The organism is Hydrogenophaga sp. FG152 (genome assembly GCF_057809615.1).
In genome coordinates this window covers 194,210-219,383 of record NZ_JBMDKH010000006.1, presented here as the reverse complement: position 1 = coordinate 219,383, position 25,174 = coordinate 194,210, and the positions used below count along the sequence as shown (strand labels likewise).

At 68.5% G+C, this 25,174-nt stretch carries 28 protein-coding genes; 14 read left to right on the top strand and 14 right to left on the bottom strand.

The features are described from left to right. Position 1: 1 nt before the first annotated feature. From ACODTB_RS09780 to ACODTB_RS09725, 12 genes are read right to left on the bottom strand one after another with little or no spacing between them, the layout of a single operon-like run. Positions 2-466, bottom strand: coding sequence for a TadE/TadG family type IV pilus assembly protein (locus tag ACODTB_RS09780; RefSeq protein WP_291118271.1), 465 nt, complete (start codon positions 464-466; stop codon positions 2-4). Then, the gene (locus tag ACODTB_RS09775; RefSeq protein ID WP_291118268.1) at positions 463-957 is read right to left on the bottom strand and encodes a TadE/TadG family type IV pilus assembly protein; all 495 of its coding nucleotides are present in this window, start codon (positions 955-957) and stop codon (positions 463-465) included. The genes ACODTB_RS09780 and ACODTB_RS09775 overlap by 4 nt, the downstream gene beginning before the upstream one ends. An 18-nt stretch (positions 958-975) precedes the next feature. Then, positions 976-1,275, bottom strand: coding sequence for a DUF3613 domain-containing protein (locus ACODTB_RS09770; RefSeq protein ID WP_291118265.1), 300 nt, complete (start codon positions 1,273-1,275; stop codon positions 976-978). A gap of 32 nt (positions 1,276-1,307) precedes the next feature. Beyond that, on the bottom strand, positions 1,308-2,102 hold the full coding sequence (locus tag ACODTB_RS09765; protein ID WP_488929271.1) for a tetratricopeptide repeat protein: 795 nt from the start codon (positions 2,100-2,102) through the stop codon (positions 1,308-1,310). Beyond that, positions 2,099-3,028, bottom strand: a complete 930-nt coding sequence (locus ACODTB_RS09760; RefSeq protein ID WP_291118260.1) for a type II secretion system F family protein — start codon at positions 3,026-3,028, stop codon at positions 2,099-2,101. Before ACODTB_RS09760 ends, ACODTB_RS09765 begins: the two co-directional genes overlap by 4 nt. 18 nt (positions 3,029-3,046) lie before the next feature. Further along, on the bottom strand, positions 3,047-3,997 hold the full coding sequence (locus ACODTB_RS09755; RefSeq protein WP_291118257.1) for a type II secretion system F family protein: 951 nt from the start codon (positions 3,995-3,997) through the stop codon (positions 3,047-3,049). Further along, positions 3,990-5,306, bottom strand: a complete 1,317-nt coding sequence (locus ACODTB_RS09750; RefSeq protein ID WP_291118254.1) for a TadA family conjugal transfer-associated ATPase — start codon at positions 5,304-5,306, stop codon at positions 3,990-3,992. Before ACODTB_RS09750 ends, ACODTB_RS09755 begins: the two co-directional genes overlap by 8 nt. A gap of 6 nt (positions 5,307-5,312) precedes the next feature. Next, entirely contained in the window at positions 5,313-6,602 is a 1,290-nt protein-coding gene (locus ACODTB_RS09745; protein ID WP_488929270.1) for a CpaE/TadZ family protein, read from the bottom strand. 16 nt (positions 6,603-6,618) lie between these two features. Further along, entirely contained in the window at positions 6,619-7,995 is a 1,377-nt protein-coding gene (locus tag ACODTB_RS09740; protein WP_291118249.1) for a type II and III secretion system protein family protein, read from the bottom strand. 32 nt (positions 7,996-8,027) lie between these two features. Beyond that, positions 8,028-8,990 carry a Flp pilus assembly protein CpaB gene (gene cpaB / locus ACODTB_RS09735; protein ID WP_291118247.1) on the bottom strand — a complete coding sequence of 321 codons (963 nt, stop codon included), beginning with the start codon at positions 8,988-8,990 and terminating at the stop codon, positions 8,028-8,030. 42 nt (positions 8,991-9,032) lie between these two features. Continuing rightward, positions 9,033-9,515, bottom strand: a complete 483-nt coding sequence (locus ACODTB_RS09730; protein WP_291118244.1) for an A24 family peptidase — start codon at positions 9,513-9,515, stop codon at positions 9,033-9,035. Positions 9,516-9,549: 34 nt separating this feature from the next. After that, positions 9,550-9,744, bottom strand: a complete 195-nt coding sequence (locus tag ACODTB_RS09725; RefSeq protein WP_291118242.1) for a Flp family type IVb pilin — start codon at positions 9,742-9,744, stop codon at positions 9,550-9,552. Positions 9,745-10,413: 669 nt separating this feature from the next. On the opposite strand from ACODTB_RS09725, the gene ACODTB_RS09720 reads away from it, so the two are divergent. The 5 genes from ACODTB_RS09720 to ACODTB_RS09700 are packed head-to-tail and all read left to right on the top strand — an operon-like array spanning position 10,414 to position 15,767. Next, complete coding sequence (locus ACODTB_RS09720) at positions 10,414-11,073, top strand: GntR family transcriptional regulator (protein WP_488929269.1); 660 nt, start codon at positions 10,414-10,416, stop codon at positions 11,071-11,073. Then, positions 11,070-12,401, top strand: coding sequence for a malonyl-CoA decarboxylase domain-containing protein (locus ACODTB_RS09715; protein WP_291118238.1), 1,332 nt, complete (start codon positions 11,070-11,072; stop codon positions 12,399-12,401). Before ACODTB_RS09720 ends, ACODTB_RS09715 begins: the two co-directional genes overlap by 4 nt. A 32-nt stretch (positions 12,402-12,433) precedes the next feature. After that, positions 12,434-13,420, top strand: coding sequence for a Bug family tripartite tricarboxylate transporter substrate binding protein (locus tag ACODTB_RS09710; RefSeq protein WP_291118235.1), 987 nt, complete (start codon positions 12,434-12,436; stop codon positions 13,418-13,420). Continuing rightward, a complete protein-coding gene (locus tag ACODTB_RS09705) occupies positions 13,417-14,184 on the top strand; it encodes an enoyl-CoA hydratase/isomerase family protein (protein ID WP_291118232.1) in 768 nt (255 codons plus the stop codon). The genes ACODTB_RS09710 and ACODTB_RS09705 overlap by 4 nt, the downstream gene beginning before the upstream one ends. A 32-nt stretch (positions 14,185-14,216) precedes the next feature. Beyond that, on the top strand, positions 14,217-15,767 hold the full coding sequence (locus ACODTB_RS09700; RefSeq protein WP_291118229.1) for a malonate--CoA ligase: 1,551 nt from the start codon (positions 14,217-14,219) through the stop codon (positions 15,765-15,767). Positions 15,768-16,057: 290 nt separating this feature from the next. Here the strand turns inward: ACODTB_RS09700 and ACODTB_RS09695 are convergent, their stop codons facing one another. After that, positions 16,058-16,501, bottom strand: coding sequence for a universal stress protein (locus ACODTB_RS09695; RefSeq protein WP_291118227.1), 444 nt, complete (start codon positions 16,499-16,501; stop codon positions 16,058-16,060). 146 nt (positions 16,502-16,647) lie between these two features. On the opposite strand from ACODTB_RS09695, the gene ACODTB_RS09690 reads away from it, so the two are divergent. From ACODTB_RS09690 to ACODTB_RS09650, 9 genes are all read left to right on the top strand, one after another. Next, on the top strand, positions 16,648-18,951 hold the full coding sequence (locus tag ACODTB_RS09690) for a heavy metal translocating P-type ATPase (protein WP_291118224.1): 2,304 nt from the start codon (positions 16,648-16,650) through the stop codon (positions 18,949-18,951). A gap of 9 nt (positions 18,952-18,960) precedes the next feature. Beyond that, positions 18,961-19,098 carry a cbb3-type cytochrome oxidase assembly protein CcoS gene (gene ccoS, locus ACODTB_RS09685; protein WP_291118221.1) on the top strand — a complete coding sequence of 46 codons (138 nt, stop codon included), beginning with the start codon at positions 18,961-18,963 and terminating at the stop codon, positions 19,096-19,098. A gap of 87 nt (positions 19,099-19,185) precedes the next feature. Continuing rightward, positions 19,186-20,625, top strand: coding sequence for a cytochrome-c oxidase, cbb3-type subunit I (gene ccoN / locus ACODTB_RS09680; protein WP_488929280.1), 1,440 nt, complete (start codon positions 19,186-19,188; stop codon positions 20,623-20,625). Between the two features lie 12 nt (positions 20,626-20,637). Further along, on the top strand, positions 20,638-21,264 hold the full coding sequence (gene ccoO / locus ACODTB_RS09675; RefSeq protein ID WP_291118216.1) for a cytochrome-c oxidase, cbb3-type subunit II: 627 nt from the start codon (positions 20,638-20,640) through the stop codon (positions 21,262-21,264). An 18-nt stretch (positions 21,265-21,282) separates the two neighbouring features. Next, on the top strand, positions 21,283-21,450 hold the full coding sequence (locus tag ACODTB_RS09670; protein WP_291118213.1) for a cbb3-type cytochrome oxidase subunit 3: 168 nt from the start codon (positions 21,283-21,285) through the stop codon (positions 21,448-21,450). Further along, positions 21,447-22,370 carry a cytochrome-c oxidase, cbb3-type subunit III gene (ccoP, locus tag ACODTB_RS09665; protein ID WP_291118210.1) on the top strand — a complete coding sequence of 308 codons (924 nt, stop codon included), beginning with the start codon at positions 21,447-21,449 and terminating at the stop codon, positions 22,368-22,370. The genes ACODTB_RS09670 and ccoP overlap by 4 nt, the downstream gene beginning before the upstream one ends. A 94-nt stretch (positions 22,371-22,464) precedes the next feature. After that, positions 22,465-23,838, top strand: coding sequence for a cytochrome c oxidase accessory protein CcoG (gene ccoG, locus ACODTB_RS09660; RefSeq protein WP_291118456.1), 1,374 nt, complete (start codon positions 22,465-22,467; stop codon positions 23,836-23,838). Positions 23,839-23,868: 30 nt separating this feature from the next. After that, positions 23,869-24,171, top strand: a complete 303-nt coding sequence (locus ACODTB_RS09655; RefSeq protein WP_291118207.1) for a nitrogen fixation protein FixH — start codon at positions 23,869-23,871, stop codon at positions 24,169-24,171. Positions 24,172-24,190: 19 nt separating this feature from the next. After that, the gene (locus tag ACODTB_RS09650; RefSeq protein WP_488929279.1) at positions 24,191-24,403 is read left to right on the top strand and encodes a hypothetical protein; all 213 of its coding nucleotides are present in this window, start codon (positions 24,191-24,193) and stop codon (positions 24,401-24,403) included. On the opposite strand, the gene fnr is transcribed toward ACODTB_RS09650, so the two are convergent. Further along, positions 24,381-25,100 carry a fumarate/nitrate reduction transcriptional regulator Fnr gene (fnr, locus tag ACODTB_RS09645; RefSeq protein ID WP_291118201.1) on the bottom strand — a complete coding sequence of 240 codons (720 nt, stop codon included), beginning with the start codon at positions 25,098-25,100 and terminating at the stop codon, positions 24,381-24,383. The genes ACODTB_RS09650 and fnr overlap by 23 nt on opposite strands. Between the last annotated feature and the right edge of the window lie 74 nt (positions 25,101-25,174).

Here is a 25,174-nt window from a genome sequence, read left to right as displayed (position 1 = left end):
CCTAGAGCGCGGCGATGGCGCGGCTGGTGAGCGTGCCCGGCAGCCACTGGCTGGTGTCGAGCAGCGGCACCCAGGGCAGCAGGCGGCCGGCGGTGTAGGGGAAGGACACCGTCACGGTGAGCGTGGTGTTGGGGGTGGCGACGTTCACGCTCGCGGTCTGCGTGAGCCAGGCGCGGCGCGTGGCCGGCGTGTTGCTGTGCGCCAGCGGCACGATGACCGAGCCGCTCAGCGAGTCCCAGACCACGCTCTCGATGTGGGACTTGGCCGTGGCGAGCTCGGGGCCGGTGGCGGTGCGCAACTGGGGAAACATCTGCGCCGCGCGCGCACCGTCCGCCGCCGCGCGCGACAAGGCCTGCTGTGTGTAGAGCACGGCGCCGAAGGTGGCGATGCCGTAGAACGCCAGCAGCAGGCCCAGCAGCACGAAGGCGAATTCGATCGCCGCCACGCCGTGTTGCTGGCGGCTCACAGCGCGCTCCCGTCGAGCAGCACGCTGGCCCGGCCCACGATTTCGTTGGGCAGGGCAAAGGACGGGAAGGGGGGCAGCACCTGGTGCAGGTCGCCCAGCCGCACGGTGACGCTCACCTGGCAGCGCAAGGCCCACGAGGTGCCGCAGGGCAGTGTGCCGGCGGGCAGCAGGCAGGTACCGGTGGCGGTCTGGCAGACCTCGGGCAACGGGATGGTGAGCACCGCGGCCGTGGGCTTCCAGCCCAGGGAGCGGTCTTCGGCCACCTGCTGTGCCTTGAGCTGCCGCGCGGCCAGGCTGTTCTGGTGCCGCAGGGCCGCGCGCGCGCCGTCTTCGGCCGCGTTCTGCAGCCCGAAGCGGAAGGTGAACAGGATGCTGTAGCAGACGATCGAATAGACCAGGCCGAAGAAGAGCAGGAAGGCCATGGCGTACTCGATGGCGTACACACCGCGCTGGCGCCGGTGTCGGCGAAGGAGGGTCTGGGCCGGGCGCATGGCCGTGAACCGCTGGCCTTACTTGGCCTGCAGCCGCGAACCGAACCAGACCGGCAGTGGCTGCTCGAAGCTCTTCATGTAGCGCTGGTGGCTGGCCTCGGCCACCGCACCGTCGATGGGCCGTGGCGTGGCCGAGGCCTCGCGCCCCTCGCGCTGGCGCTGCAGCAGCTCGTGGGTGGCGTCCCCCACGCGCGCGGAAGGCGCGGCCGGGGTGGCCGGCGCCGGGGCCGATTGCGCCCACAGCGGCGGCGCCACCGCGAGCGCGGCCCACAGGGCCAGGCATCGCAGCGGGTGTGGGTGGTGCGTTCTTGTTTTCATGGAACCTCCTGAGGGTGTGACAGCGTGAGAGATCAGGGCGTGGCCAGGGGCGGGGGCGTGGTGAGCATCGGACTCAGCCGCAGGCCGGTATGCACCGCCAGGGTGCCCGCCAGCGGGCGGTGCGGCGCGAGTTCCTGGGCCAGTTGTTCGATCGCCTGGCGCGTGGCGCCGCTGAAGCGGGCTTCGTCCATCACCTGGCGGGCCTGCTCGGTCTGGCCCTGGGTGAGCAGGTACAGCGCGAGGTTGCTGCGCACCCGGGGGTGGGTGGGCAGCAGCTGCGCGGCCTGTTGCACCGGCAGGCGCGCGGCGGCGAAGCGCCGCGCGCGCAGCAGGGCGTAACCCAGGTCACTGAGCAGCAGGCCGTCGGCCGGCAGCACCTGGCGCGCGCGCTCGAACATCTCGGCCGCGCGCGTGTAGTCGTCGCTGGCGCCCGCGAGCAGGCCCAGGCCCCGGTAGGCGGCGGCGCGCTCGGGGGTGTCGAGCAGCTTGTCGTACAGCGCCGCGCTGGGCGCGGGCTGGCCGGTCTGGCGCAGGGCGTCGGCGCGCAGCAGGCGGGTTTCGGAACTGACCCCCCAGCGCTGCTCCAGCGCGTCGATGTGGGCGAGCGAGGCGAACCACATGCCGTTGCCCTGCATCTGGCGCACCAGCGACAGGTAGGTGGGCCGGTTGTCCAGCGTCGGTTCGCGGGCGGCGGCCTGTGCGGCTTCGAGCTGCGCCGCGTCCGGCAGCGAGGCGCAGGCACCCAGCGCCAGGGCGCCGGCACCGAGCAGCAGGCCGCCGCAGGCGCGGCCGAGCGAAGAGAGGCGGGTGGAGGCGGTGGTGTTCATGATCCGGTCATGCTCCCGACGGAGCGGATGATGGCGAGGAAACCGGGACCCGCGGTGACGATCACCAGCGCGGGCAGGAGGGTGGTGACCATCACGACGGTCATCTTCACAGTGATCTTTCCGATGAGCGCCTTCATGCCGGCCTTGCGGTGCACGCGCAGGCGCTCGCTGAACTGGCGGATCGGTTCCTGGATGGCGCCGCCGTGTTTGTCGACCTGGTTGATCAGGGCGACGAAGTCCATCAGGTGCTGGTTGTCGTGCAGGCCGGCCATGCGCTGGTAGGCCTGCTCGCGCGTGCGGCCCTGGCTGTACTGGCGGTTGGCCTGCGCCACTTCCGCGCCGAGCACCGGCAGCACGTGCTGGAAGTCGCTGGCGATCACCTGCAGGCTCTGGTCCAGGCTCAGGCCCACGCTCTGCAGCAGGCCCAGCATGTCCACGAACAAGGGCAGTTCGTGCGCCACGCGCTCGCGGCGCTGGCCGGCGCGGTGCTTGAGCAGCCACTTGGGGCCCATGAAGCCGATGGCGAAGGCCGCCGCGGACCACGACAAGGCGTTGCCCGAATGGCCCCAGGCCAGGTGGCCCAGCACGGGCAGGCCCAGCGCCAGCACGGCGCGCGAGATCAGCAGGGTGAGCTGGGCGCGCACCGGCGGCAGGCCGCATTGCTGGATGAGGCGGCGGTCTTCATCGGCCACGAGCAGCCGGCCCAGGCGGCTTTCCAGCCAGCGCGCGGGCCAGTGGCTGCCTTGCAGGAAGGCCAGTTCGTCGGGCAGGGCATGGGCTGGTGTGGCGTTCTCGCCCAGGGCCCGCTGGATGACCTGCGCCGTGGTCTGGCGCTGCGCGTGCTGGTGCAGCAGCAGGCCGGCGGCCATCGCCAGGGCCAGGGCCAGCAGGAGCACGGCCAGGATGGGCAGGGGCAGGGCGTTCATGGTGTGGGTCGCCTCGGATCAGGACAGCCGCGCCAGCCGGTAGAGCAGCAGCGCGCCGAACGCCTGCAGGCCGATGGCACCGAGCACCATGGCCTGCCCCGTGGGATCGCTCCACATGCGCGCGAAGTAGGCGCCGTTGGTGGTGACGATCGCCCCCCCGACCACCACCGGCAGCAGGCCCAGGATCCAGGCCGAGAAGCGCGTTTCGGCCGACATCGCCACCAGCTCCTGTTCGGCCTCCTCATGGTCGCGCATGAAGTGGGCGACGCGTTCGAGCAGCACATCGGAGCGGCCGCCGTAGCGCATGCCCAGGCCGAGGATGGAGGCCAGCAGGAAGATCTCTTCGATGTGCACCTTGCGCGCGACCTGCAGCAGCGCCTGGTCGATGTTCACGCCGGCCTTGATCAGGCCCATGGTGTTGTCCATGTGGCCGCGCAGCGGCTGCTTGGTGGTGGCCACGGCGGTCTGGAACGCGGCCTGGGTGGAGTGGCCCATCACGATCAGGCGCACGATCACGTCGAGAAAGCCGGGCAGTTGCCGGATGATCTGGCGCCGCATGCGCTGCACCCGAAGCCAGATGAAGAAGGCGCCACCGATGAGCAGCACCGCGAGCAGGCCCAGCGCGCTCACGGCGCCCGAGCTCAGCGCGGTGACACCGACCGAGACGGTGGTGACGGCCAGCCCGCCCAGCAGCGCACCCGGCGCCACCGCGCCCAGCAGCCAGCCCGGCAGGCGCACGGCGGGCTTGCGGGCGGTGGCCGAGGACGGCAGCGGCACCACCGGTGGGGGCGCACCAAAGCGCAGCGAACCCGAGGGCAGGGGGCTGGCGGCCACCGGATCGATGCGGTCGGCCAGGTGGCGCTGGGCCAGCTGGCGCCGCTGGCGCCGCACCGAAGCGGCCCACAGCAGCACGCCGACGGCGGCCAGCAGCAGGGCCACGGCGAGGGCGACGGCGCTGCGTTCAGGCATGGCCGTGCTCCGTGAGCTGGGCCTGCAGGCTCTGGCGCAGGCGCGCGATCTTGGGGGAGTGCGGCACCACGCCCATGGCGATCCAGCGATCGCCCTCCTGGCCATCGGGCAGCGTCACCGGTTCGTGGCGGAACAGCTCCTGCATCGCGACCACGCTGTCGTTCAGGCCGGTGATCTCGCTGATGGAGAGGATGCGGCGCGTGCCGTTGGGCAGGCGGCCGATCTGCACGATGAAGTCGATCGCGTTGGCGATCTGGCGGCGCAGGCTGAGTTCGCTGCCCTGGTAACCCCCGAAGCCCGCGAGCATCTCCAGGCGGTACAGGCATTCGCGCGGCGAACTGGCGTGGATGGTGCCCATGGAGCCGTCGTGCCCGGTGTTCATGGCCTGCAGCATTTCGATCACCTCGCCGCCGCGCACCTCGCCCACGATGATGCGGTCGGGCCGCATGCGCAGGCTGTTGCGCAGCAGGTCGCGGATGGCCACGCTGCCCGAGCCGTCATAGCCACCAGGGCGGCTCTCCAGCCGCACCACGTGGGGGTGGTTGAGGGCGAGTTCGGCGGTGTCTTCGATGGTGACCACGCGCTCGGTGTCGGGCGCGAAGTTGGCCAGCGCATTGAGCAGCGAGGTCTTGCCTGAGCTGGTGCCGCCGCTGACCAGGATGTTGCAGCGCGAGCGCACCGCCATTTCCAGCAGGTGGCCCATGGCCTGGTCGAAGGTGCCGAGCTCGAACAGCTCCTCGGGGCTCAACGGGTCCTTGCGGAACTTGCGGATCGACACCGCCGGGCCGTTGATGACCAGCGGCTCGATGACCACGTTGATGCGCCCGCCGTCGCTCAGCCGCGCGTCCACCATGGGGTTGGACTCGTCGAGCCGGCGGCCGATGGGCGCGAGGATGCGGCGGATGATGCGCATCAGGTGCTCGTTGTCGGTGAAGGCCACGTGCTCCTTCTGCAGCATGCCGCGGCGCGACACGTAGACCAGCTTGCTGCCGTTGATGAGGATGTCCTCCACGCTCGGGTCGTTCAACAGGTCTTCCAACGGGCCGAAGCCGGCGAATTCCTTGGTGAGGGCATCGGCGAGCAGCTGGGTTTCGCGCGCGTTGATCGGCACGCGGTGCAGGCGCACCTGGCTTTCGCATTCGAGGTTGACGAACTGCTGCACCGAGCTGCGCGACCAGCGCCCGAACTCGGCACCGAGTTCCTCGATGCGGTTGAGCAGGTGTTCGTGGATGAAGGTCTTGACGGTCTGGAACTCGTTGGAGTTCAGGAAGGCCTGCTGGTTGTCGGAAAACTCGACGTGGTTCGTCATGGCCTGTTACCTCCGGTGGATCCACTTGTTGAGCATCTGCGCCACGCGTGGCGTCCAGGGTGGGGGTTCGCCGCCGTCGGGTGGCACGCTGCCATCGATCCACGGCAGCAGGCCGCGCACCATCTGGCCGACCGCCTGCACATAGGGGTCGTTGCGCGCGGATCGCGCCAGCAGCTGGCCCTGGCACGAGGCCGCCAGCAGGGCGCTGGCGCGCGCCGGCAGCACGTGGCTCAAGGGCAGGCCGAGCTGGTGGGCGATGTCCAGCGCGGGCAGGTTCACGAACGGCTCGAACTTGTTGACCACCAGCGAGAGCCGCTGCATGTTGACGTCGTGTTCTCGCAGCTCGCGCAGCAGCGAGGCTGTGGAGACGATGCCGCCGATGCTCTGGTCGCAGACCACCCAGACCTGGTCGGCGTTGCGCGCAACCTGGGCCACGAAGTCGATCGACGAGAAGCCGCCGAGGTCGGCGATCTGCACGTCGAAGAAGTCGGTCAGGCGCTGGACCAGCGAGACCGACTCGGCGTGCGAGATCTCGCGGATCTGCGCCAGGCTGGCCGGCAGAGGCAGCACCGCCGCGCCGCTGGCGTGTTGCACCAGCGCGGTCTGCAGCAGGGTCGGGTCCAGGCGGTGCAGGTTGTGCACGCCGTCGACGAAGCTGAACTCGCTCTTGAGCCCGAGGTAGAGCAGGGCGTCGCGCGCGGGCAGCCCCAGGTCGAGCAAGGCGATGCCCTGGCGATGGGCCGCGCGCCCGGGCACGCGGGCGAGGGCGGCCGCGCGCTGCTCCTGCAGCATCGCGGCCAGGTTGCAGGCCAGCGTGCTGACCCCCAGGCCGACGCGCGCGCCGAGCAGCGCGATGCTGCGGCCCTTGGCCTGCGCAGAGCGCTGGCCCTGGCGCCGCGCCATCAGGTCCTGCAGCACCGCCAGCACCTCGGTGGTCGGGCCGTCGAGGTCGAGGAAGTCGTCCACGCCCGCGCGCAGGGCGGCGAGCGTGGTGTTGGTTTCGTTCGCGTGGCCGGTGCCGATCAGCAGCAACTCCGGCCAGTCGCGCCGCAGGGCGGTGGCCAGGCGCGTGCTGCGCAGGGCCTGGGCGCCCGAGAAGTCCAGGAACAGGGTGCGGGGGTGGGTCGTCGCGATGCGTTCGCCCAGCGCGGCCTCGTCGAGCGTGACCACCGTGACCTGGCCGAGGTGCCCCAGGGCCGCGTTCAGCCAACCTGCGTGCTCGCCGTTGTCCGACGCGTACAGGTAGACGTTGTGGCTCTGGACCGTGGTGTTCAGGGGGGTGGGCATGGTGCTCATGGCGGTAGGCCGGGCGTCACCGGGAAAAACCGGGCAGGGCGTCGTCGGCCCCGTTGCCCACGACGAAGCCGCGCCAGAAGGCGGGCTCGCGCTGTTCGGTGCGCCCGGGCAGCGCCGCATCCACCTGCGTGCCCTGGGCGAACGGCTTGACGAGGTGGGGCGTGACCACGATCACCAGTTCGCGTTCGTTCTGCAGGTAGTCCTGGCGCTTGAACATCGTGCCCAGCACCGGCAGGTCGCCGAGCATGGGCACCTTGTCCACGCTGGAGGTGGTGGTGCGGCTGACCAGTCCACCGATCACGAAGCTCTCGCCGTCGCCGAGTTCGACCGTGGTGTCGGCGCGGCGCGTGGTGATCGCGGGCACGGCGACACCGCTGAGCGTGACGGCGTTGGTGTAATCGAGGTCGCTCGCCTCGGGCGCCACCTTGAGCACGATGCGCTGGTTGGACAGCACCGTGGGCGAGACGGTCAACCCGATGCCGAAGGGCTTGTATTCGATGCTGGTGGTGCCCAGGCCTTGCGCCACAGGCACCGGAATCTCGCCCCCGGCGAGGAAGTTCGCGCTCTGGCCCGAGAGCGCCACCAGCGTGGGCTCGGCCAGCACGCGGGCCAGGCCGTTGCCTTCGAGCAGGCCCAGGTTCAGGCCGATGTTGGCCTTGCCGAAGTTCATCAGCAGGCCGAAGGCCTGGGCCAGCGGCGAAGTTGCCTCGCCCTTGATCACGCCGTTGGGTTCGAAGCTGGCCGATGTGAGCGTGCTGGGCGAGAACACACCGAAGCTGAAGCCATGCTTGTTCGGTGCGGTGCTGAAGAGGTTGAGCCCGGCCTGCTTGAGCACGCGCTTGTTGAATTCCACGATCTTGACTTCGACCTGCACGGTCTGGCTTTTGACGCTCAGGGTGGCGCGGTCGGCCAGCGGGGCCTTGTCGGGCTGCAGCGCGAGGGCCGCCTCGCGCGCCTGCTGGTGCTCGGCGGCTGTCGGGAAGGCGCCCTGCAGCACGGCGGCGTCGCGCTGCACGTGGACGGTGTAGGTGGTGGCGGCGTCGCTGCCCCGCTCCCACACCAGCAGCGAGGTGCTGCCAGGGGCCTTGCCGGTGATGATGAGGCGCGCGCCCGCTGCACCCGACGCCCCGCGCGCCTTGCGCGTGACCATGACCGAGGCGACCTGCTCGTTGGCAATGGCGATGCGGTCCACACCTTTGTCGATCACCAGTTCCTGCTGAGTGCCCGCGGTCAGCCGCAGGGGCCGGGTGGTGCCTGCGCTGGCCGATGCGTCGCTCGCCGGTTGCGCGAACAGGCCACCCGAGGTGGCGGTGATCAACAGGCCCGCCAGCAGCGCCAGGCGCGGCCAGCGAGAAGGCCGGGGAAGGGGGCGGGGTGTGGGCTTGAACATCATGCGGAGCACCTGGTGGGTTGACGCGCGTGGTCTCAGTAGCGCACGGTGTCGCGGCGGTCGCCGCGGATGATCTCGACCTCGTGGCCCGTGGGGGCCGCGGTTGCCAGCACCGCGCGGGGCACGGCAATGCCGGGCTGCGCCGGCCGGCGGGCGCTGCCACCGGCCGCGAGGTCCTGGGTGGTCAGGCCGGCAAGCGCGCGGTCCATGCCGGTGAGCGCGCCGCCGTTGCGGCGGGCCGGCTGCAAGGCGGTCTGCAGTTCGGCGAACAGGGTGGGATCGGGTTCGGCGGTGTCGTTCGGGTGGCGCAGCGCCAGCAGCAGGCGACCGTTGGCCTCGCCCAGCGCGAGCCGGTTCACGTCTTCCACCGGCACGGCGAGCACGGCGGTGCGCGCGGGCTGCTGGTTGCCTGCCTGGGGTTTCTGGCCGCCCCGGCCCTCGCCGCTGGTGGGCATGCCGTCCACCGATGCCGTGCCGAAGGCCAGCACGCGCTTGCGCGCCAGCAGCAGGCGCGACTGGCTGCGGTCCACGTCCCGGCCGTCGGCCTTGAGGGCGAAGAACACATCGACGAAATCGCCCGGGCGCACGCTGTTGGCCACGCCCATGACCTCGTCGGCCTTCACGGCCACGGCGCGTTCGCCGGGTTCCAGGCGCAGGGCCAGGCCGGAGACCAGCTGGTTTTCGAGCAGCGGGGCGCCGGTGCCCAGGTCGAACACCGGCACGCGGCCGACCGCCTCGGCCACCGTCATGAAGGCGCCGGCCGGGTTGATGGTGAGTTGCGCCACGCGCAGCGCGCCGGCTTCGATGGCCTGGCCCGCCGGCAGCGGTTTGGTGGCCACCACCACGGGGAAGGTGGCCTCGGCCGGCGCGAGCTGCGCCACCGGCTGCGGGGCAGCCACGGGCGGGGGTGGTTTGCGGCTGAGCATCCACGCATAGCCGATCAACAAGAGCGCCAGCAACACCAGGACGCCAGCGATGATTTGGGTGAATCGGATCATGGTGTCGGGCCTTTGAAGGGATGGGTCGGTGCCTGCGGCGCTTCAGCCGCCAGCGCGCCAGGCCATGAAGGCGATGGTCGAGGCGGCGAGATACGCCGCCAGGGGGATCGGGCGTGCGCGCAAACCGGTGCCACGCGGCCGGCCCGAGAGTGCCAGTGCCAGGCGTGGCGCCAGGGGCCAACGCTGCAGCGCGAGCCAGAGCAGGCCATGCAGGCCGGCCAGCAGGCTGGCGGCGACCCAGATGGGCAGCAGCGGCTGCAGGCCCACCCACAGGCCCAGGGCGCCCGCGAACTTGACGTCGCCCGCGCCCATGAGCCCGAAGGCATAGAAACAGAGCAGGCCGCCGAACGCGGTGGCACCGCCCAGCAGGGCCTGCGGCCAGGTCAGGCCGAAGGGCTGCAGGTCCAGGGCCAGGGCGAGCAGCGCCAGCGCGATGCCCGCCAGCACCAGCCCGTTGCGCACCCGGCGCTCGAGGCCATCGTGAACGATGGCGATCAGCAGCCAGAGCAGCAGGACCAGTTTCATGGCACAGGACCTTGGGGCTGGTGGGTGAGAGGGATCAGGGGGTGCCGCTGGTGCCGGTGGTGGCCACCGTGCGCACGTTCGCGAAGATGGCGTTCAACGTGTCCTGGACGCCGTTCTCGCCGGTGAACACCGCGAGCAGGATGACCGCCATGAGGCCGGCGATGATGCCGTATTCGATTGCGGTGGCGCCTTCTTCGTCGCGCAGGAAACGGGTGATGGCTGCTTTCATGATGAACTCCTGTAGGGAAAACTGGATTGAGAACTTTGGATCGACTGTCAATTGATCGGCATGGCCGATCGGCTAGAAATGAGGCCCTTGGTTTTCATCACCGAGCGGTTAATCGGTGAGGGCGGATGGGTGGTTTCGATAATTCAACCTCCTTGCATGAAAGCCAATCCGATGCGACACCGGAAAGACAATCCAACATTCCCTGCACGCTTTTGGCCGTTGACCCCAGAGCGCGCCGTGGTGCTGCGTTCCCGCGGTGTTCACCCCGTTGGGGTGATTGCCAGACGGATTCGCTTCGATCTGACAATCCTATCGACGGGGCGATTGGATAATGAAGGAAAGTCAGGGGTTTGCACCGCCTATTAATTCGGTTTGATGCAATTGCCGTGAGGTATTGCGCAGGCAATGCAAGGTAATTGAATCTGGTATTTTGACCAAATGGTCGTGGTTGGAAGAAGAGGACGGACGCGGCATGTCCCGGAATGCAAAAATTTGCATGGGAATGGACGTCCGATTGCATCGATGGGCGAAATGGCCGGCAACCCGGGATGCCGAGCCGCCGCCACGCAGGCCCCGACCTCGGCGGTGCTTCGGGTAAGTCCGGGTGTCGGGGGTGCGATGGATGGTTTTAGAATTACGTGTAATTACAGATAATTTTGCAAGCGACCCATGCTCAATTCCCTGCATGACGAAGTGGCCACGAAGCTGCGCGAGCGCATCTTCGCGGGGGCGCTCGCCCCGGGCAGCTTCGTTGACGAACCCGCGCTGTGCGCGGAACTGGCCATCTCGCGCACGCCGCTGCGCGAAGCCCTGAAGGTGCTGACCGCCGAAGGCCTGGTGCGGCACGAACCCCGGCGCGGCTGTTTCGTGAGCGAGGTCACCGAGCGCGATCTTGACGAGATCTTTCCTGTCATCGCGCTGCTTGAAGGCCGGTGCGCCTTCGAGGCCGCGAACAACGCGAGCGATGCCGACCTGGCCGCCCTGGAGCAACTGCACGACCGCCTCAACCGCAGCGCCCGGGCCCGGCTCATCAACGAGTATTACGACGCCAACTTCAAGATCCACGAGGCCATCATCACGCTGGCGAGCAACCGCTGGCTGGCCCAGGTGATCGGCGACCTGCGCAAGATCGTCAAGCTCGCGCGCCTGCAACAGCTTCACGCGCCGGGGCGGCTGGACCAGAGCCTGTCCGAGCACATGGCGGTGTTCGCCGCGCTCAAGGCGCGCGACGCCGAGGGCGCCGAAGCCGCCATGCGCACCCACCTCACGCGCCAGCGCGTGGCCTTGCGGGAACTGGCCCGCAATCAGACATCGAGGCTTTCGGCATGACCCCACCCGACTGGCTGGCGCAAGGCGTCTCCCTGCTGCGCCCGACGGTGAAAACCGCTGGCCCGCGCTCGACCCAGGAGCGGCTCGATGCCACTTTGCGGCTGGACGAAGAGGCCATGTCGCCGCGCATGCTGCGCCAGTCCCTGCGGGACCTGCAGGCCATCGTGGACCCGCTGGTGAGCGAGGTCGAGGGCGGGCGCCGCGCGCAGGCCATGATGGACTGGTACGCCAGCGCCTCGCCGCCGCAGCGGCGCGACCTCTGGCTGCTCATGAGCGAGCGCTTCGTGGCCGATCCCCAGCGCGTCAAGAAGGCGCAGGCCCAGTTCGCCGCCGCCGTGGGCACGCCCGACGAGGCCGCGGCCGAGGTGCTCTACCGGCGCGCCACCGTCTCGCCCCGGCGCCGCCTGCTGCAGCGCTTCAGCGCCAACCCCGAGGGCGTGCGCTTCCTGGTGGACATGCGCGCCGAGCTGCAGCCGCAGCTGCGCAGCGACAAGCGCCTGTTCGCGCTGGATGTGGAGATGGAGTACATGTTCTCCACCTGGTTCGACGTGGGCTTTCTCGACCTGCGCCGCATCACCTGGGATTCGCCGGCCTCGCTGGTCGAAAAGCTCATCAAGTACGAAGCGGTGCACGACATCCGCAGCTGGGCCGACGTGAAGAACCGGCTCGACAGCGACCGCCGCTGCTACGGCTTCTTCCACCCGCGCCTGCCCGAGGAACCGCTGATCTTCGTGGAGGTGGCGCTGATGAACGAGATCGCCGCCAGCATCACGCCGCTGCTCGACGAGGCGGCCGCGCCCGCCGACCTGGGCAAGGCCACCACCGCCATCTTCTATTCGATCAGCAACACGCAGACCGGCCTCAAGGGCGTGAGCTTCGGGGACTCGCTCATCAAACGCGTGGTCGAGACGCTCAAGCAGGAGTTCCCCCGCCTCAAGACCTTCGCCACCCTTTCGCCCATTCCGGCCCTGCGTGGCTGGCTCACGAAGAACGCCCCGGCCGAGATGCTCAAGGCCTGGGAGCGCGTGGACGAACTGGCCGAAAACGCGCCCGAGCGCCGGGCGCTCATGGGCTGGGCCGCGCGTTATCTGGGCGACGAACTGAACGAAGGCAAGCCGCTGGACCCGGTGGCGCGTTTCCACCTGGGCAACGGCGCGCGGGTCGAGCGCCTGAACTGGGCTGCCGATCCGTCGGCCAAGGGGCTGAAACAGTCCTACGGCCTGATGGTGAACTACCTCTACGATCTCAAGCGACTGGACAAGCACCGCGCCTCGCTCGCGCAGGGAAAGATCCCGATAGCCGCGGCCATCAAGGACCTCTATCTTTGAAGCCGCCATTTCAACCACAAGGAGACAACAGCATGACCGAGAGCCTGAATCGACGAGACATCCTTCGCACGGCCGTGGCCGGCGCCGCCCTCTACGCCACGGCGGGCCATGCCCAGTCGACCTGGCCCACCAAGCCGGTGACCCTGATCGTGCCGTTCCCGGCCGGGGGCGGCACCGACGCGTTCGCGCGGCCCATGGCCGCGCAGTTCGCCCGGCTCTCGGGCAAGAGCCTGGTGATCGACAACCGGGGCGGTGCGGGCGGCACGCTGGGCGCCAGCATCGCGGCCAAGGCCGCGCCCGACGGCTACACCTTGTTCATGGGCGCGGTGCACCATGCGATCGCGCCCAGCATGTACCCCAAACTCGACTACGACATCGAAAAAGACATGGTGCCGCTGATCCTGGTGGCCAGCGTGCCGCAGGTGGTGGTGGTCAACCCCAAGCGCGTGACCTCCGCCAACTTCAAGGAGTTCCTCGCCATGGCCAAGGCCAACCCGGGCAAGCTCAACTACGCCTCGGCCGGCAGCGGCACCTCGCACCACCTCGCGGGCGAACTCTTCAAGCAGCAGACCAAGACTTTCATCACCCACATTCCCTACCGCGGCGCGGGACCGGCGCTCAACGACCTGATCGCTGGCCAGGTGGACGTGATGTTCGACGGCCTGGGCTCGTCGGCCGCGCACATCAAGGGCGGGCGCATCAAGGCACTGATGGTGTCGGGCAAGCAGCGCAGCCCGGCCTTGCCGGACGTGCCCTGCGCGGCCGAGATGGGCCTGCCCGACTACAACGTGACCACCTGGTACGGCGTCTGGGCACCCAAGGGCACGCCGGCCGACGCGCAGAAAGGCGCGATCGATGAAATCCGCAAGGCCGTGAGCACGGACGAAGCGAAAGCGGTCTGGGCCAACCAGGGTGCGGAATTCGCCAACGTGAGCGGCCCGCAGTTCGATGCCTTCGTCAAGGGCGAAATCCAGAAGTGGGCGCAGGTGGTCAAGGCCTCGGGCGCCACGCTCGAATGAGCGGCCGGGTCCACCTGGCCATCGATCACGCGCTGGCGCGCGTGACGCTGTCCCACCCGGGCAAGTTCAACGCCATGTCGCGCGCGATGTGGCGCGAGCTGAAGGCGGTCTTCACCGAGTTGCAGGCGCGCACCGAGTTGCGCGGTGTGATCGTGGCGGGCGAGGGCGGGCACTTCTGCGCCGGTGGCGACATCGCCGAGTACCCGGGCTTTCGCTTCGATGCCGACGCGCTGCGCGACTTCCACGAGAACGACGTGTGGGGCGGTCTGGGCGCCATGCTGGCTTGCGACCTGCCGCTGCTGGCGCAGATCGAGGGCAACTGCATGGGCGCGGGCGTGGAGATCGCGAGCTGCTGCGACATCCGCGTGGCCGGCGAGGGCGCGCGGTTCGGTGCGCCGATTGCCCGCCTGGGCTTTCCCATGGCCCCGCGCGAAGCCGAACTGGTGGCGCGCGAGGTCGGCCTGGCGAGCGCGCGCGAGATGCTGCTGGAAGCCGCCGTGCTCGACGCGCACGAGATGAAGGCGCGCGGCTTCCTGCAAGCGGTGCGGCCCGATGCCGGCCTGGCCAACGAGGTGCAGGTCCGCGCGCAGCGGATCGCGCGCCTGGCGCCGCAGGCCGCGCGCCAGAACAAGCAGACCCTGCGCGCGCTCGGCGCGGGCCAGCCGGTGCAGGCGGTGGTCGAGCAGGCCTACCATTACGCCGCCCAGGCCGAACACCGCGAAGGCATTGCCGCCTTCCTGGCCAAGCGCCAACCCGTTTTCTGAATCCCTTCTTCTCTTCGTTGCGTTCCCACACCATGAACCACAACCTGTACGCCGCGTTGCGCGCGGCCTTTCCCGCCGACCTCGACAGCACCGCCGTGGAGACGGTGGGCGGCGCCCATGCCGGCCTGCGCTACTCCTGGCGCGACCTGGACCGCGCCAGCGCCATGATGGCCAACCTGCTCGATTCGATGAAGCTGCCCGAAGGCTCGCGCATCGCGGTGCAGGTGGAGAAGTCGGTCGAGGCCTTGGTGCTGTACCTCGCCACCTTGCGCGCGGGCCATGTGTTCCTGCCGCTCAACACGGCCTACCAGGCCGGTGAGATCGAGTACTTCATCGGCAACGCCGAGCCCGCCGTGGTGGTCTGCAGCCCGGCCAACTTCGGCTGGGTCTCCAAGATCGCCTTCAAGGCCGGCACGCGCCATGTGTTCACGCTGGGCGACGACCGCACCGGCAGCCTGCTGGAGCGCGCCGCGCACCACAGCGCCGAGCACACCCCGGCGCACAACCGCGCCGAAGACCTGGGCGTGATCATCTACACCAGCGGCACCACCGGGCGCAGCAAAGGCGCGATGCTGTCGCACGGCAACATGCTGAGCAACGCGCAAGTGCTGCGCGAGTACTGGGGCTGGAAGCCGGGCGACGTGCTGATCCACGCGCTGCCGATCTTCCACGTGCACGGCCTGTTCGTGGCCATCCACGGCGCGCTGATCAACGGCAGCCCCATGTTGTGGCTCAACAAGTTCGAGCCGCGCGCGGTGCTGGAGCTGTTCCCGCGCGCGACGGTGTTCATGGGCGTGCCCACGCTGTACGTGCGCCTGCTCGCCGAGCCAGGCCTCACGAAGCAGCAGGTGGCCCACATGCGCCTGTTCATCTCGGGCTCCGCGCCCTTGCTGATCGAGACCTTCGAGGAGTGGAAAACCCGCACGGGCCACACCATCCTGGAGCGTTACGGCATGAGCGAGACGGTGATGATCACCTCCAACCCCTATGCGGCGGACGCGCGCTTTGGCGGCGCGAGCGAGCGGCGCGGCGGGACGGTGGGCTTTCCTCTGCCGGGCAACGAACTGCGGGTGGTGGACGAGGACACGAAGGCGGTGCCGGTGGGCGAGATCGGTGCGATCCAGGTGCGCGGGCCGAATGTGTTCAAGGGCTACTGGCGCATGCCCGAGAAGACCGCCGAGGAGTTCACTGCGGACGGCTTCTTCAAGACCGGCGACGTGGGCCGCATCGACGAGCGGGGCTATGTGAGCATCGTCGGGCGCAGCAAGGACCTGATCATTTCCGGGGGGTACAACGTCTACCCGGCCGAGATCGAGGGCTACATCAACGAGATGCCGGGCGTGGCCGAGAGTGCGGTGGTGGGCGTGCCGCACCCGGACTTCGGCGAGGTGGGGGTGGCGGTGGTGATCGCCAAGCCCGGGGCTTCGGTGAAGCCCGATGAGGTGGTCTCTTCCCTCAAGGCGCGGCTGGCCAACTTCAAGATCCCCAAGCGCTGTGTGGTGGTGGCGGAGCTGCCGCGCAATACCATGGGGAAGGTGCAGAAGAACCTTCTTCGGGATCAGTACAAGGGCTTGTTCGCCTGACTGCTTTTCTCCGGCTGCAGCGGTCCTCGGCGACCGGGGTGGCCGGCTCCGCTCATGTCCCCCGAACCGGCTGCGCCGGTTCTCCTCCTTTACTTCGCTGCGCCGGCCACCCCGGTCACCGAGGACCTGTAGGCGTGCCAACACTGGCATGCCCGCGTGCTGGCAGGAGACAGGGTCACTGGGCTCTGCGCAGCGGGGTAAAGGAGGAGACCCGGCGAAGCCGGGTCGGGGGACACCCGCGGAGCAGAGCCCAGTGACCCTGACTCCCGCGAGGTATCACCCCAGAAGACTCAGCGAAGCACCAACACAGGAATGTGCGAATGCGTCAGCACCTGCTGCGTTTCACTGCCCAGCAGAAGACGCTTGATGCCACGACGCCCGTGCGACGCCATCACGATCAGATCGCACTTGTTGCGCTTGGCCGCCGCGATGATTGCCTCGGCCACCAGATCGGACTTCACCGTCACCGGCTTCACCTTCACCTCGCGCAACTGCCCGGCCGACTTCACGGCATTCACCGCCACCAGCGCCTCTTCCTGCCATTGTTTCTCGATGCGCGCCACCTCGGCCGCCGCCAACGCCACACCACCCTCGAAATAGGTTTGCGGGTAACGCGGAATCACCTTGAGCGCCACCACCTCCGCACCCGTCAGATCGGCCAGGTTCAGGCCATGCTCCACCGCCTTCTGCGACAGCTTCGAACCGTCGGTCGCCACGAGAATTCGCTTGTACATGGTTGTTCTCCTTGGTGGTTGAAATCGGAAGCCCCAGCGTAACAAAGCATGGGCTTCGGGTGTTGACCTATGTCAATGGCCCGAAACACGGCGTGGAATACCCTCACGGCATGACCCCGGCAGCCTCAGCGCTCGTGGCAAGGCACGTGCCTGCCCCATCGCCCTCGACAGGTGAGGAGGCACCGCCGCGCGCCGACTGGCTCGGCACGCACCGGGGTTCCCTCACCGTCACCGACGACTTCGCCATCCTCGACGACCCCGTCGAACAGGAAACCTTCACCCACCGCCTCGCGCCCGAAGGGGAAGCCGAATCCGTGCTGGTGGTGCAGGGCATGTACTGCGCCGCCTGCGCCGACACCGTCGAGTCGGTGCTGCAGCACCTGCCCGGCGTGCAGCGCGCCCAGGTGCACGCCGCCACGCGGCGCCTCACGCTGCGCTGGGACCCGACGCGCACGCGCCTCTCCAGCCTGGCCCGCGCGCTGGGCGACACCGGCTACCGCCTGCTGCCCATGCAGCACGCGCTCTCGGTCAGCGAACGCCTGCGCGAAACCCGCCAGGCGCTGTGGCGCCTCTTCGTGGCCGGCTTCTGCATGATGCAGGTGATGATGTACGCATGGCCCGCGTACGTCACCGCGCCCGGCGAGATCCCGCCCGACATCACCCAGCTGCTGCGCTGGGCCAGCTGGGTGATCAGCCTGCCCGTGGTGTTCTTCGCCAGCGGTCCCTTCTTCGCCAGCGCCTGGCGCGACCTGAAGCACGGCCGCGTGGGCATGGACACGCCAGTGTCCATCGGCATCCTCGTCACCTTCCTCGTCAGCTCGGCCGCCACCTTCGACCCCGCCGGCCCCTGGGGCGCCGAGGTCTGGTTCGACTCGCTGACCATGTTCGTGTTCTTCCTGCTGGGCGGGCGCTACCTGGAGCACAAGGCGCGCGACCGCACGGCCGGCGCGCTCGACGGGCTCATGAACCGGCTGCCCGAGGTCTGCGAGCGGCAGAAACCCGACGGCGGCTACGAGTCCGTTTCGCTGCGCCGCCTGCGCGTGGGCGACACGGTGCGCGTGCAGGCCGGTCAGGCCTTTGCGGGCGATGGTGAATTGCTCGATGGCCTGGCCATGGTGGACGAAGCCCTGCTGACAGGCGAGTCGCATCCGGTGTCGCTCCAGGCCGGTCAGGGCGTGGTGGCCGGCAGCTTCAACCTCGGCGGCCCGGTGCGGGTGCGCATCGACCGCCTCGGCGCCGACACGCGTTTCGCGCAGATCGTCCAGCTGATGGAACGGGCCTCGACCGAGAGGCCCCGCCTGGCCGTGCTGGCCGACCGCGTCGCGGCGCCTTTCCTCGTCTTCGTGCTGCTCGCGGCCGCGGTGGCAGGCTTCTACTGGTGGCAGATCGACCACACGCAGGCCCTCGCGGTGGCGGTGGCCGTGCTCATCGTCACCTGCCCCTGCGCGCTGTCGCTGGCCACGCCGGCGGCCATGCTGGCCTCGGCCGGCGCGCTGGCGCGGCGCGGCGTGCTGGTGCGCCGGCTGCAGGCCTTCGAGGCGCTGGCGGGCATCGACGCCGTGGTGTTCGACAAGACCGGTACGCTCACGCACGACCGCCTGGCGCTGCAGAAGGTCATCCTCCCGGAGGGTGCAAGCCTCCCGGAAGCGTGGGCGCTGGCGGGTGCCCTCGCCGAAGGCTCGCTGCACCCCGTGTCCCGGATGATCGCGCGCGAGGCCATGGCGCGCCAGCCCGACCTGGCTCCACTGGCAGGGCATACCGAGCGGGCAGGGCAGGGCATGCAGGCCTTGCGGCCCGACGGAAGCTGGGTGCGCCTGGGCTCGGCCGAGTACTGCGGCCTCCCGCCATCGGCGGCCGGTGAGCCCCTGCCTGCCGTTCACCTGAGCGACGCCCGCGGCTGGATCGCGAGCTTTGTTCTGCAGGAAAGTTTGCGCGACGACGCGGTGGCTGCCGTGGCCGCGCTGCGCGCACTCGGCGTGCGCACCTGGCTGCTGTCGGGCGACCGCGAGGCGGCCGCGCGGCAGGTGGCCCAGGTGGTGGGCGTGGACCACGTGATCGCGGGCGCCTCGCCCGAGCAGAAGCTGGCCGAGATCGCGGCGCTGCAGGCGCGCGGCCTGAAGGTGGCGATGGTGGGCGACGGGCTCAACGACGGGCCGGTGCTCGCGCGCGCCGACACCTCCTTCGCGCTCGGCCACGCGGCACCGCTGGCGCAGTCGCAGTCGGACTTCATCGTGCAGGGCGGCCAGGTCATGGACGTGGTCAACACCCTCACGCAGGCGCGCGCCACGCTGCGCACCGTGCGGCAGAACCTGGCCTGGGCCGCGGCCTACAACGTGGTCAGCGTGCCGCTCGCGCTGGCCGGCTACATGCCGCCCTGGCTGGCCGGCCTGGGCATGGCAGCGAGTTCGCTGCTGGTGATCGGCAACGCCCTGCGCCTGGCCCGGCACTGAAGGCTTTCGATGGACATCCTCTATCTCCTGATCCCGCTGTCTGTGCTGCTCGTGTTCGGCATCATCGGCGTGTTCTGGTGGGCGCTCCAGACGGGGCAGTTCGACAACATCGAACGCGAAGGCGAGCGCATCCTCAAGGGCGATTGAGGGCGCGCTTGACCTAGGTCAAGGCCCGACAGGAACTCCCTGCGCACACTGTCGGCAGTGACATTGGCAAGGAGTATGTGTATGTCCATGACCAACAGGGCCAGCCATTCGGCGGTCTACAACGACAAAGTCGTTCGGCAGTTCGCCATCATGACGGTGGTCTGGGGCGTGGTGGGGATGCTGGTGGGCGTGATCATCGCCGCGCAGCTGACCTGGCCGGCGCTCAACCTGGGCATCGAGTGGCTGTCCTACGGCCGCCTGCGGCCGCTGCACACCAACGCGGTGATCTTCGCCTTCGGGGGTTGCGGCCTGTTCGCCGCCAGCTACTACGTGGTGCAGCGCACCTGCCAGGTGCGGCTGTTCGGCGGGCAGCTCGCCGCCTTCACCTTCTGGGGTTGGCAGGCCGTGATCCTGCTGGCCGTGGTCTCGCTGCCCATGGGCATGACCTCGGGCAAGGAATACGCCGAGCTGGAGTGGCCGATCGACGTGCTCATCACCCTCGTGTGGGTGGCCTACGCCATCGTGTTCTTCGGCACCATCGGCCTGCGCAAGGTGCGCCACATCTACGTGGCCAACTGGTTCTTCGGCGCCTTCATCCTGGCCGTGGCCGTGCTGCACATCGTCAACAGCGCCGCGCTGCCGGTGGACATCTTCAAGAGCTACTCGGCCTACGCCGGCGTGCAGGACGCGATGGTGCAGTGGTGGTACGGCCACAACGCCGTGGGCTTCTTCCTCACCGCCGGTTTCCTCGGGATGATGTACTACTTCATCCCCAAGCAGGCCGAGCGCCCGGTGTACTCGTACCGCCTGTCCATCGTGCACTTCTGGGCGCTGATCTTCACCTACATGTGGGCCGGCCCGCACCACCTGCACTACACCGCGCTGCCGGACTGGACGCAATCGGTGGGCATGGTGTTCTCGCTCATCCTGCTCGCGCCCAGCTGGGGCGGCATGATCAACGGCATCATGACGCTCTCGGGCGCCTGGCACAAACTGCGCGACGACCCCATCCTGCGCTTCCTGATCGTCTCGCTCTCGTTCTACGGCATGTCGACCTTCGAGGGGCCGATGATGTCCATCAAGACGGTGAACGCGCTCTCGCACTACACCGACTGGACCGTGGGCCACGTGCACTCCGGCGCGCTCGGCTGGGTGGGCCTGGTGACCATGGGTTCCATGTACTACCTGATCCCGCGCCTGTACGGCCAGAAGAAGATGTACTCGGTGCCCGCCATCGAGCTGCACTTCTGGATCGCCACCCTGGGCATCGTGCTCTACATCGCCGCGATGTGGATCGCCGGTGTGATGCAGGGCCTGATGTGGCGCGCCGTCAACCCCGACGGCAGCCTGACCTACACCTTCGTCGAATCGGTCAAGGCCACCTTCCCGTTCTACGTCATCCGCCTGCTCGGTGGCGTGCTGTACCTGGCCGGCATGGGCGTGATGCTCTGGAACACGGTGATGACCGCGCGCAACGGCCGCGTGGAAGACGTCCGCATTCCCGCCCTCAACCCCGCCCACGCCTGAGGAGCCACAACCATGGCCGACAACAACAAGCCCCAGGGTTTCACCCACGAGCGGATCGAGACCAACAACTTCCTGATGATCGTGCTCATCGTGCTGGTGATCGCGGTCGGTGGTCTGGTCGAGATCGTCCCGCTGTTCTTCCAGAAGTCCACCACCCAGCCGGTGGAGGGCCTCAAGCCGTACAGCGCGTTGCAGATCGCCGGGCGCGACGTGTACGTGCGCGAGGGTTGCTACAACTGCCACTCGCAGATGATCCGCCCATTCCAGGCCGAGACGCTGCGCTACGGCCACTACTCGGTGGCGGGCGAATTCGTCTACGACCGGCCCTTCCAGTGGGGCAGCAAGCGCACCGGTCCCGACCTGGCGCGCGTGGGCGGGCGCTACAGCGACGAATGGCACCGCATCCACCTGAACAACCCGCGCGACCTCGTGCCCGAGTCCAACATGCCCGCCTACCCCTGGCTGGAGAAGAAGACCGTGAACGAGGCCGGCCTGCCCAAGCGCATGGAAGTGCTGCGCACCCTGGGCGCGCCCTACACCGACGAAGAAATCGCCGCATCCCAGGCCGACGTGAAGGGCAAGACCGAAATGGAAGCCCTCATCGCCTACCTGCAGGTGCTGGGCACCGCCATCAAGTGAGCGCCAGGAGAACACCCCATGGACATCAATGACCTGCGCAGCGCCGTCACCGTGATCAGCCTGATGACCTTCCTGGGCATCGTGGGCTGGGCCTGGGCCCGGCGCAACCAGCACCGCTTCGACGAGGCAGCCATGCTGCCGTTCCAGGACGAAGCCACCCCCGACAGCACGAAAGAAACGTCATGAGCGACTTCACCAGCGAATTCTGGAACTGGTACGTGGCCGGGCTGACCATCGTCAGCATCATCGCCTGCCTGGTCCTGCTCTGGATCAGCGGCACCACCAAGGTCAAGGCCTCGGCCGACAACACCACCGGCCACGTGTGGGACGGCGACCTGCGCGAGATGAACAACCCGCTGCCCAAGTGGTGGGTCTACCTCTTCATCATCACCGTCGTGTTCTCGCTCGCCTACGGCCTGCTGTACCCGACCTTCGGCAAGTACCAGGGCCTGCTGGGTTGGTCGTCCGACGGCCAGCACAAGGCCGAGGTGGCCAAGGTCGAGAAGGCCATCGCGCCGATCTACGCGCAGTTCAATGGCATGACGCCGCCGCAGCTCGCCAGCGATGCCTCCGCCATGGCCATCGGCGAGCGCCTGTTCATGAACAACTGCGCCCAGTGCCACGGCTCGGACGCGCGCGGTGCCCGCAGCTTTCCCAACCTGACCGACCGCGACTGGCTCTGGGGCGGTGAGCCCGAGGCGATCAAGGCCACCATCACCCAAGGCCGCAACGGCGTCATGCCGCCCATGGCCGCCGCCGTGGGCACGCCGGACGACGTGCGCAACGTCGCCCACTTCGTGCTCAGCCTCTCGGGCAGCCCGCACGACTCGGTGCGCGCCGCGCTCGGCCGCGCCGGTTTTGCCGCCTGCGCCGCCTGCCACGGTGCGGACGGCAAGGGCAACACCGCCATGGGCGCGCCCAACCTGAGCGACAACACCTGGCTGCACGGCTGGGGCGAAGACGCCGTGGTGCGCGCCATCACCAAGGGCTTCAACAACCAGATGCCGGCACAGGCCGGCAAGCTCAACGCGGACCAGATCCATGTGCTGAGCGCCTACGTCTGGGGCTTGTCCAACAAGGCCGGCGCAACCGCCGCCGGCAACTGATCGATCCGAACCTGCTCCCCAGCCAGCCCACGTGACCAGTCCGTCCAGCAAGCCCAGAGCCACCATCCCCATCGTCCCCGTCGATGACGAGACGATGGTGTCCCTGTACGCCGCGCGCGAGAAGATCCAGCCACGCTCCGTGCAGGGCCTGTTCGCCAACTGGCGCTGGGTCATGGTCTGGATCACGCAGCTCGTGTTCTACGGGCTGCCGTGGCTGGAGTGGAACGCACGCCAGGCCGTGCTGTTCGACCTGGAGGCGCGCCGCTTCTACATCTTCGGGCTGGTGCTCTACCCGCAGGACTTCATCTACCTCACTGGACTGCTGGTCATCTGCGCGTTCGCGCTGTTCCTGTTCACCGCCGTGGCCGGCCGGCTGTGGTGCGGCTTCGCCTGCCCGCAGACGGTCTACACCGAGATCTTCCTGTGGATCGAGAAGAAGGTGGAGGGCGACCGCTCGGCCCGCCTGCGGCTGGACCAGTCGAGCTTGTCGGCGGCCAAGCTCGGCAAGCGCTCGCTCAAGCACGCGCTGTGGATCGCCTTTTCGCTCTGGACCGGCTTCACCTTCGTCGGCTACTTCACGCCCATCCGCGAGCTGGGCGCGCTCTCGGTGGCCGCCGCGCTCGGGCCCTGGCAACTCTTCTGGATCTTCTTCTACGGCTTCGCCACCTATGGCAACGCCGGCTTCCTGCGCGAGCAGGTCTGCAAATACATGTGTCCCTACGCGCGCTTCCAGAGCGCGATGTTCGACAAGGACACGATGATCGTCACCTACGACGCGAAGCGCGGCGAGCCGCGCGGAGCCCGTTCCAAGAAGGCCGACCCCAAGGCGCTGGGGCTGGGCGACTGCATCGACTGCACGCTGTGCGTGCAGGTATGTCCCACCGGCATCGACATCCGCAACGGCCTGCAGTACGAATGCATCGGCTGCGCCGCCTGCATCGACGTCTGCGACGACGTGATGGACAAGGTGAATTACCCGCGCGGGCTGATCCGCTTCTCGACCCAGAACGGCGTGGCCAACGGCTGGGACACCCGGCAGATGCTGCAGCGCGCCTTGCGCCCTCGGGTGCTGCTCTACACCGCCATCCTCGCGGCCATCACCCTTGCCGTGGGCCTGAGCCTCTTCCTGCGCACGCCGCTCAAGGTGGACGTGATCCGCGACCGAGGCGCCCTGGCCCGCATGGTCGAGCAGGGCCGCATCGAGAACGTGTTCCGCCTGCAGATCATGAACGCCACCGAGTCGCCGCAGCGCTACACCATCAGCGTCTCGGGCCTGCCGGGCATCGCGCTGGACTCCAGCGCCGAGGTGGAGGTGCTCTCCACCGAAGTGCGTGCGGTGGCGGTGCGGGTGCAGATCCCGCCCGATGCCGCGAGCCCCGGCTCGCACCCGATCCATTTCGACATCCGTGCCATGGGCGACGAATCGATCCATGTTTCCGAAAAGGCGGCCTTCCTGGTGCCGCGCTGATCCGACCCATCTTCCCGAAGGAGCTCTCTCATGAACCCATCCAGTTCTCCCGCCGTGGCGGCCCCTGTGCCGCCGGTGTCCTGGTGGCGCGTGCCACACATGTGGCTGGTGGTGGGCGGCCCGCTGGTGGTGGTGGTGGCCAGCCTCATCACCGCCTTCATCGCCGTCCACAACGCCGACCCGGTGCTCGACAAGGCCGTGTTCGAACGCGACCGCGAAGCCGCGCTGGCGCTGGAAGGGCAGGCCAAGGCCGAGGCGCTGATCAAACTGCAGCCCGCGCACCAGGCGCGCAACCACGCGGCCTCGCCGGTGGTGCCGCAACCGGAGCGCTGAAGTGCAGGCGCGCCAATGGATGGGCATCGCCTGGCCAGCTTTCCTGCTGGCGGCGGTGCTGGAGATGCTGGTCTTCGCGATGGTGGACCCGGGCGACCTGCACTGGTTCGGCCAGCCGCTGGACTGGTCGCGCCAGGCGGTCTACACCGTGGCCTTCTTCGTGTTCTGGGGAGTGACGATGGCGTCCAGCGCGCTGACCGCGCTGCTGGTCATCCGCAAGACTGAGGATTGACGATCCTGCGCAGGCCGTCGGTGTTCTTGATGTGCACGTAGCGCTGCTTCACATCGATGATGCCGTCCTCCACGAACTTGGAGAAGGTGCGGCTCACTGTCTCGAGCTTCATGCCCAGGTAGCTGCCGATTTCCTCACGCGTCATTCGCAGCACCAGCTCGGACTGCGAGAAGCCGCGCGCATGCAGGCGCTGCACCAGGTTGAGCAGGAAGGCCGCGAGGCGCTCTTCGGCGCGCATGCTGCCCAGCAGCAGCATCACGCCATGGTCGCGCACGATCTCGCGGCTCATGATCTTGTGCACGTGGTGCTGCAGGGTGGTGAACTCGCGCGAGAGCTCTTCGACCTGGTCGAACGGCATCACGCAGACCTCGGCATCTTCCAGCGCCACCGCGTTGCAGGAATGGTGGTCGCTCACGATGCCGTCCAGGCCGATGATCTCGCCCGTCATCTGGAAGCCCGTCACCTGGTCGCGGCCGTCGGCCGTGGTCACGCAGGTCTTGAAGAAACCCGAGCGCACGGCGTACAGCGACGTGAACTTGTCGCCCACGCTGAACAGCGACGTGCCGCGCTTGATGCGCCGGCGCTTGGAAATCACCTTGTCCAGCTTGTCCATCTCATCGGGATTCAAGCCCATGGGCAGGCACAGCTCGCGCAGGTTGCAGCTCGAGCAGGCGACTTTGATGCTTTGAGCGTCCATTAGAAAAGTCCGGATTCGCAAAAGGTTACAGCATACCCCCCACCGTGTCGCATTCGCTCCCCGGCAACGGATCA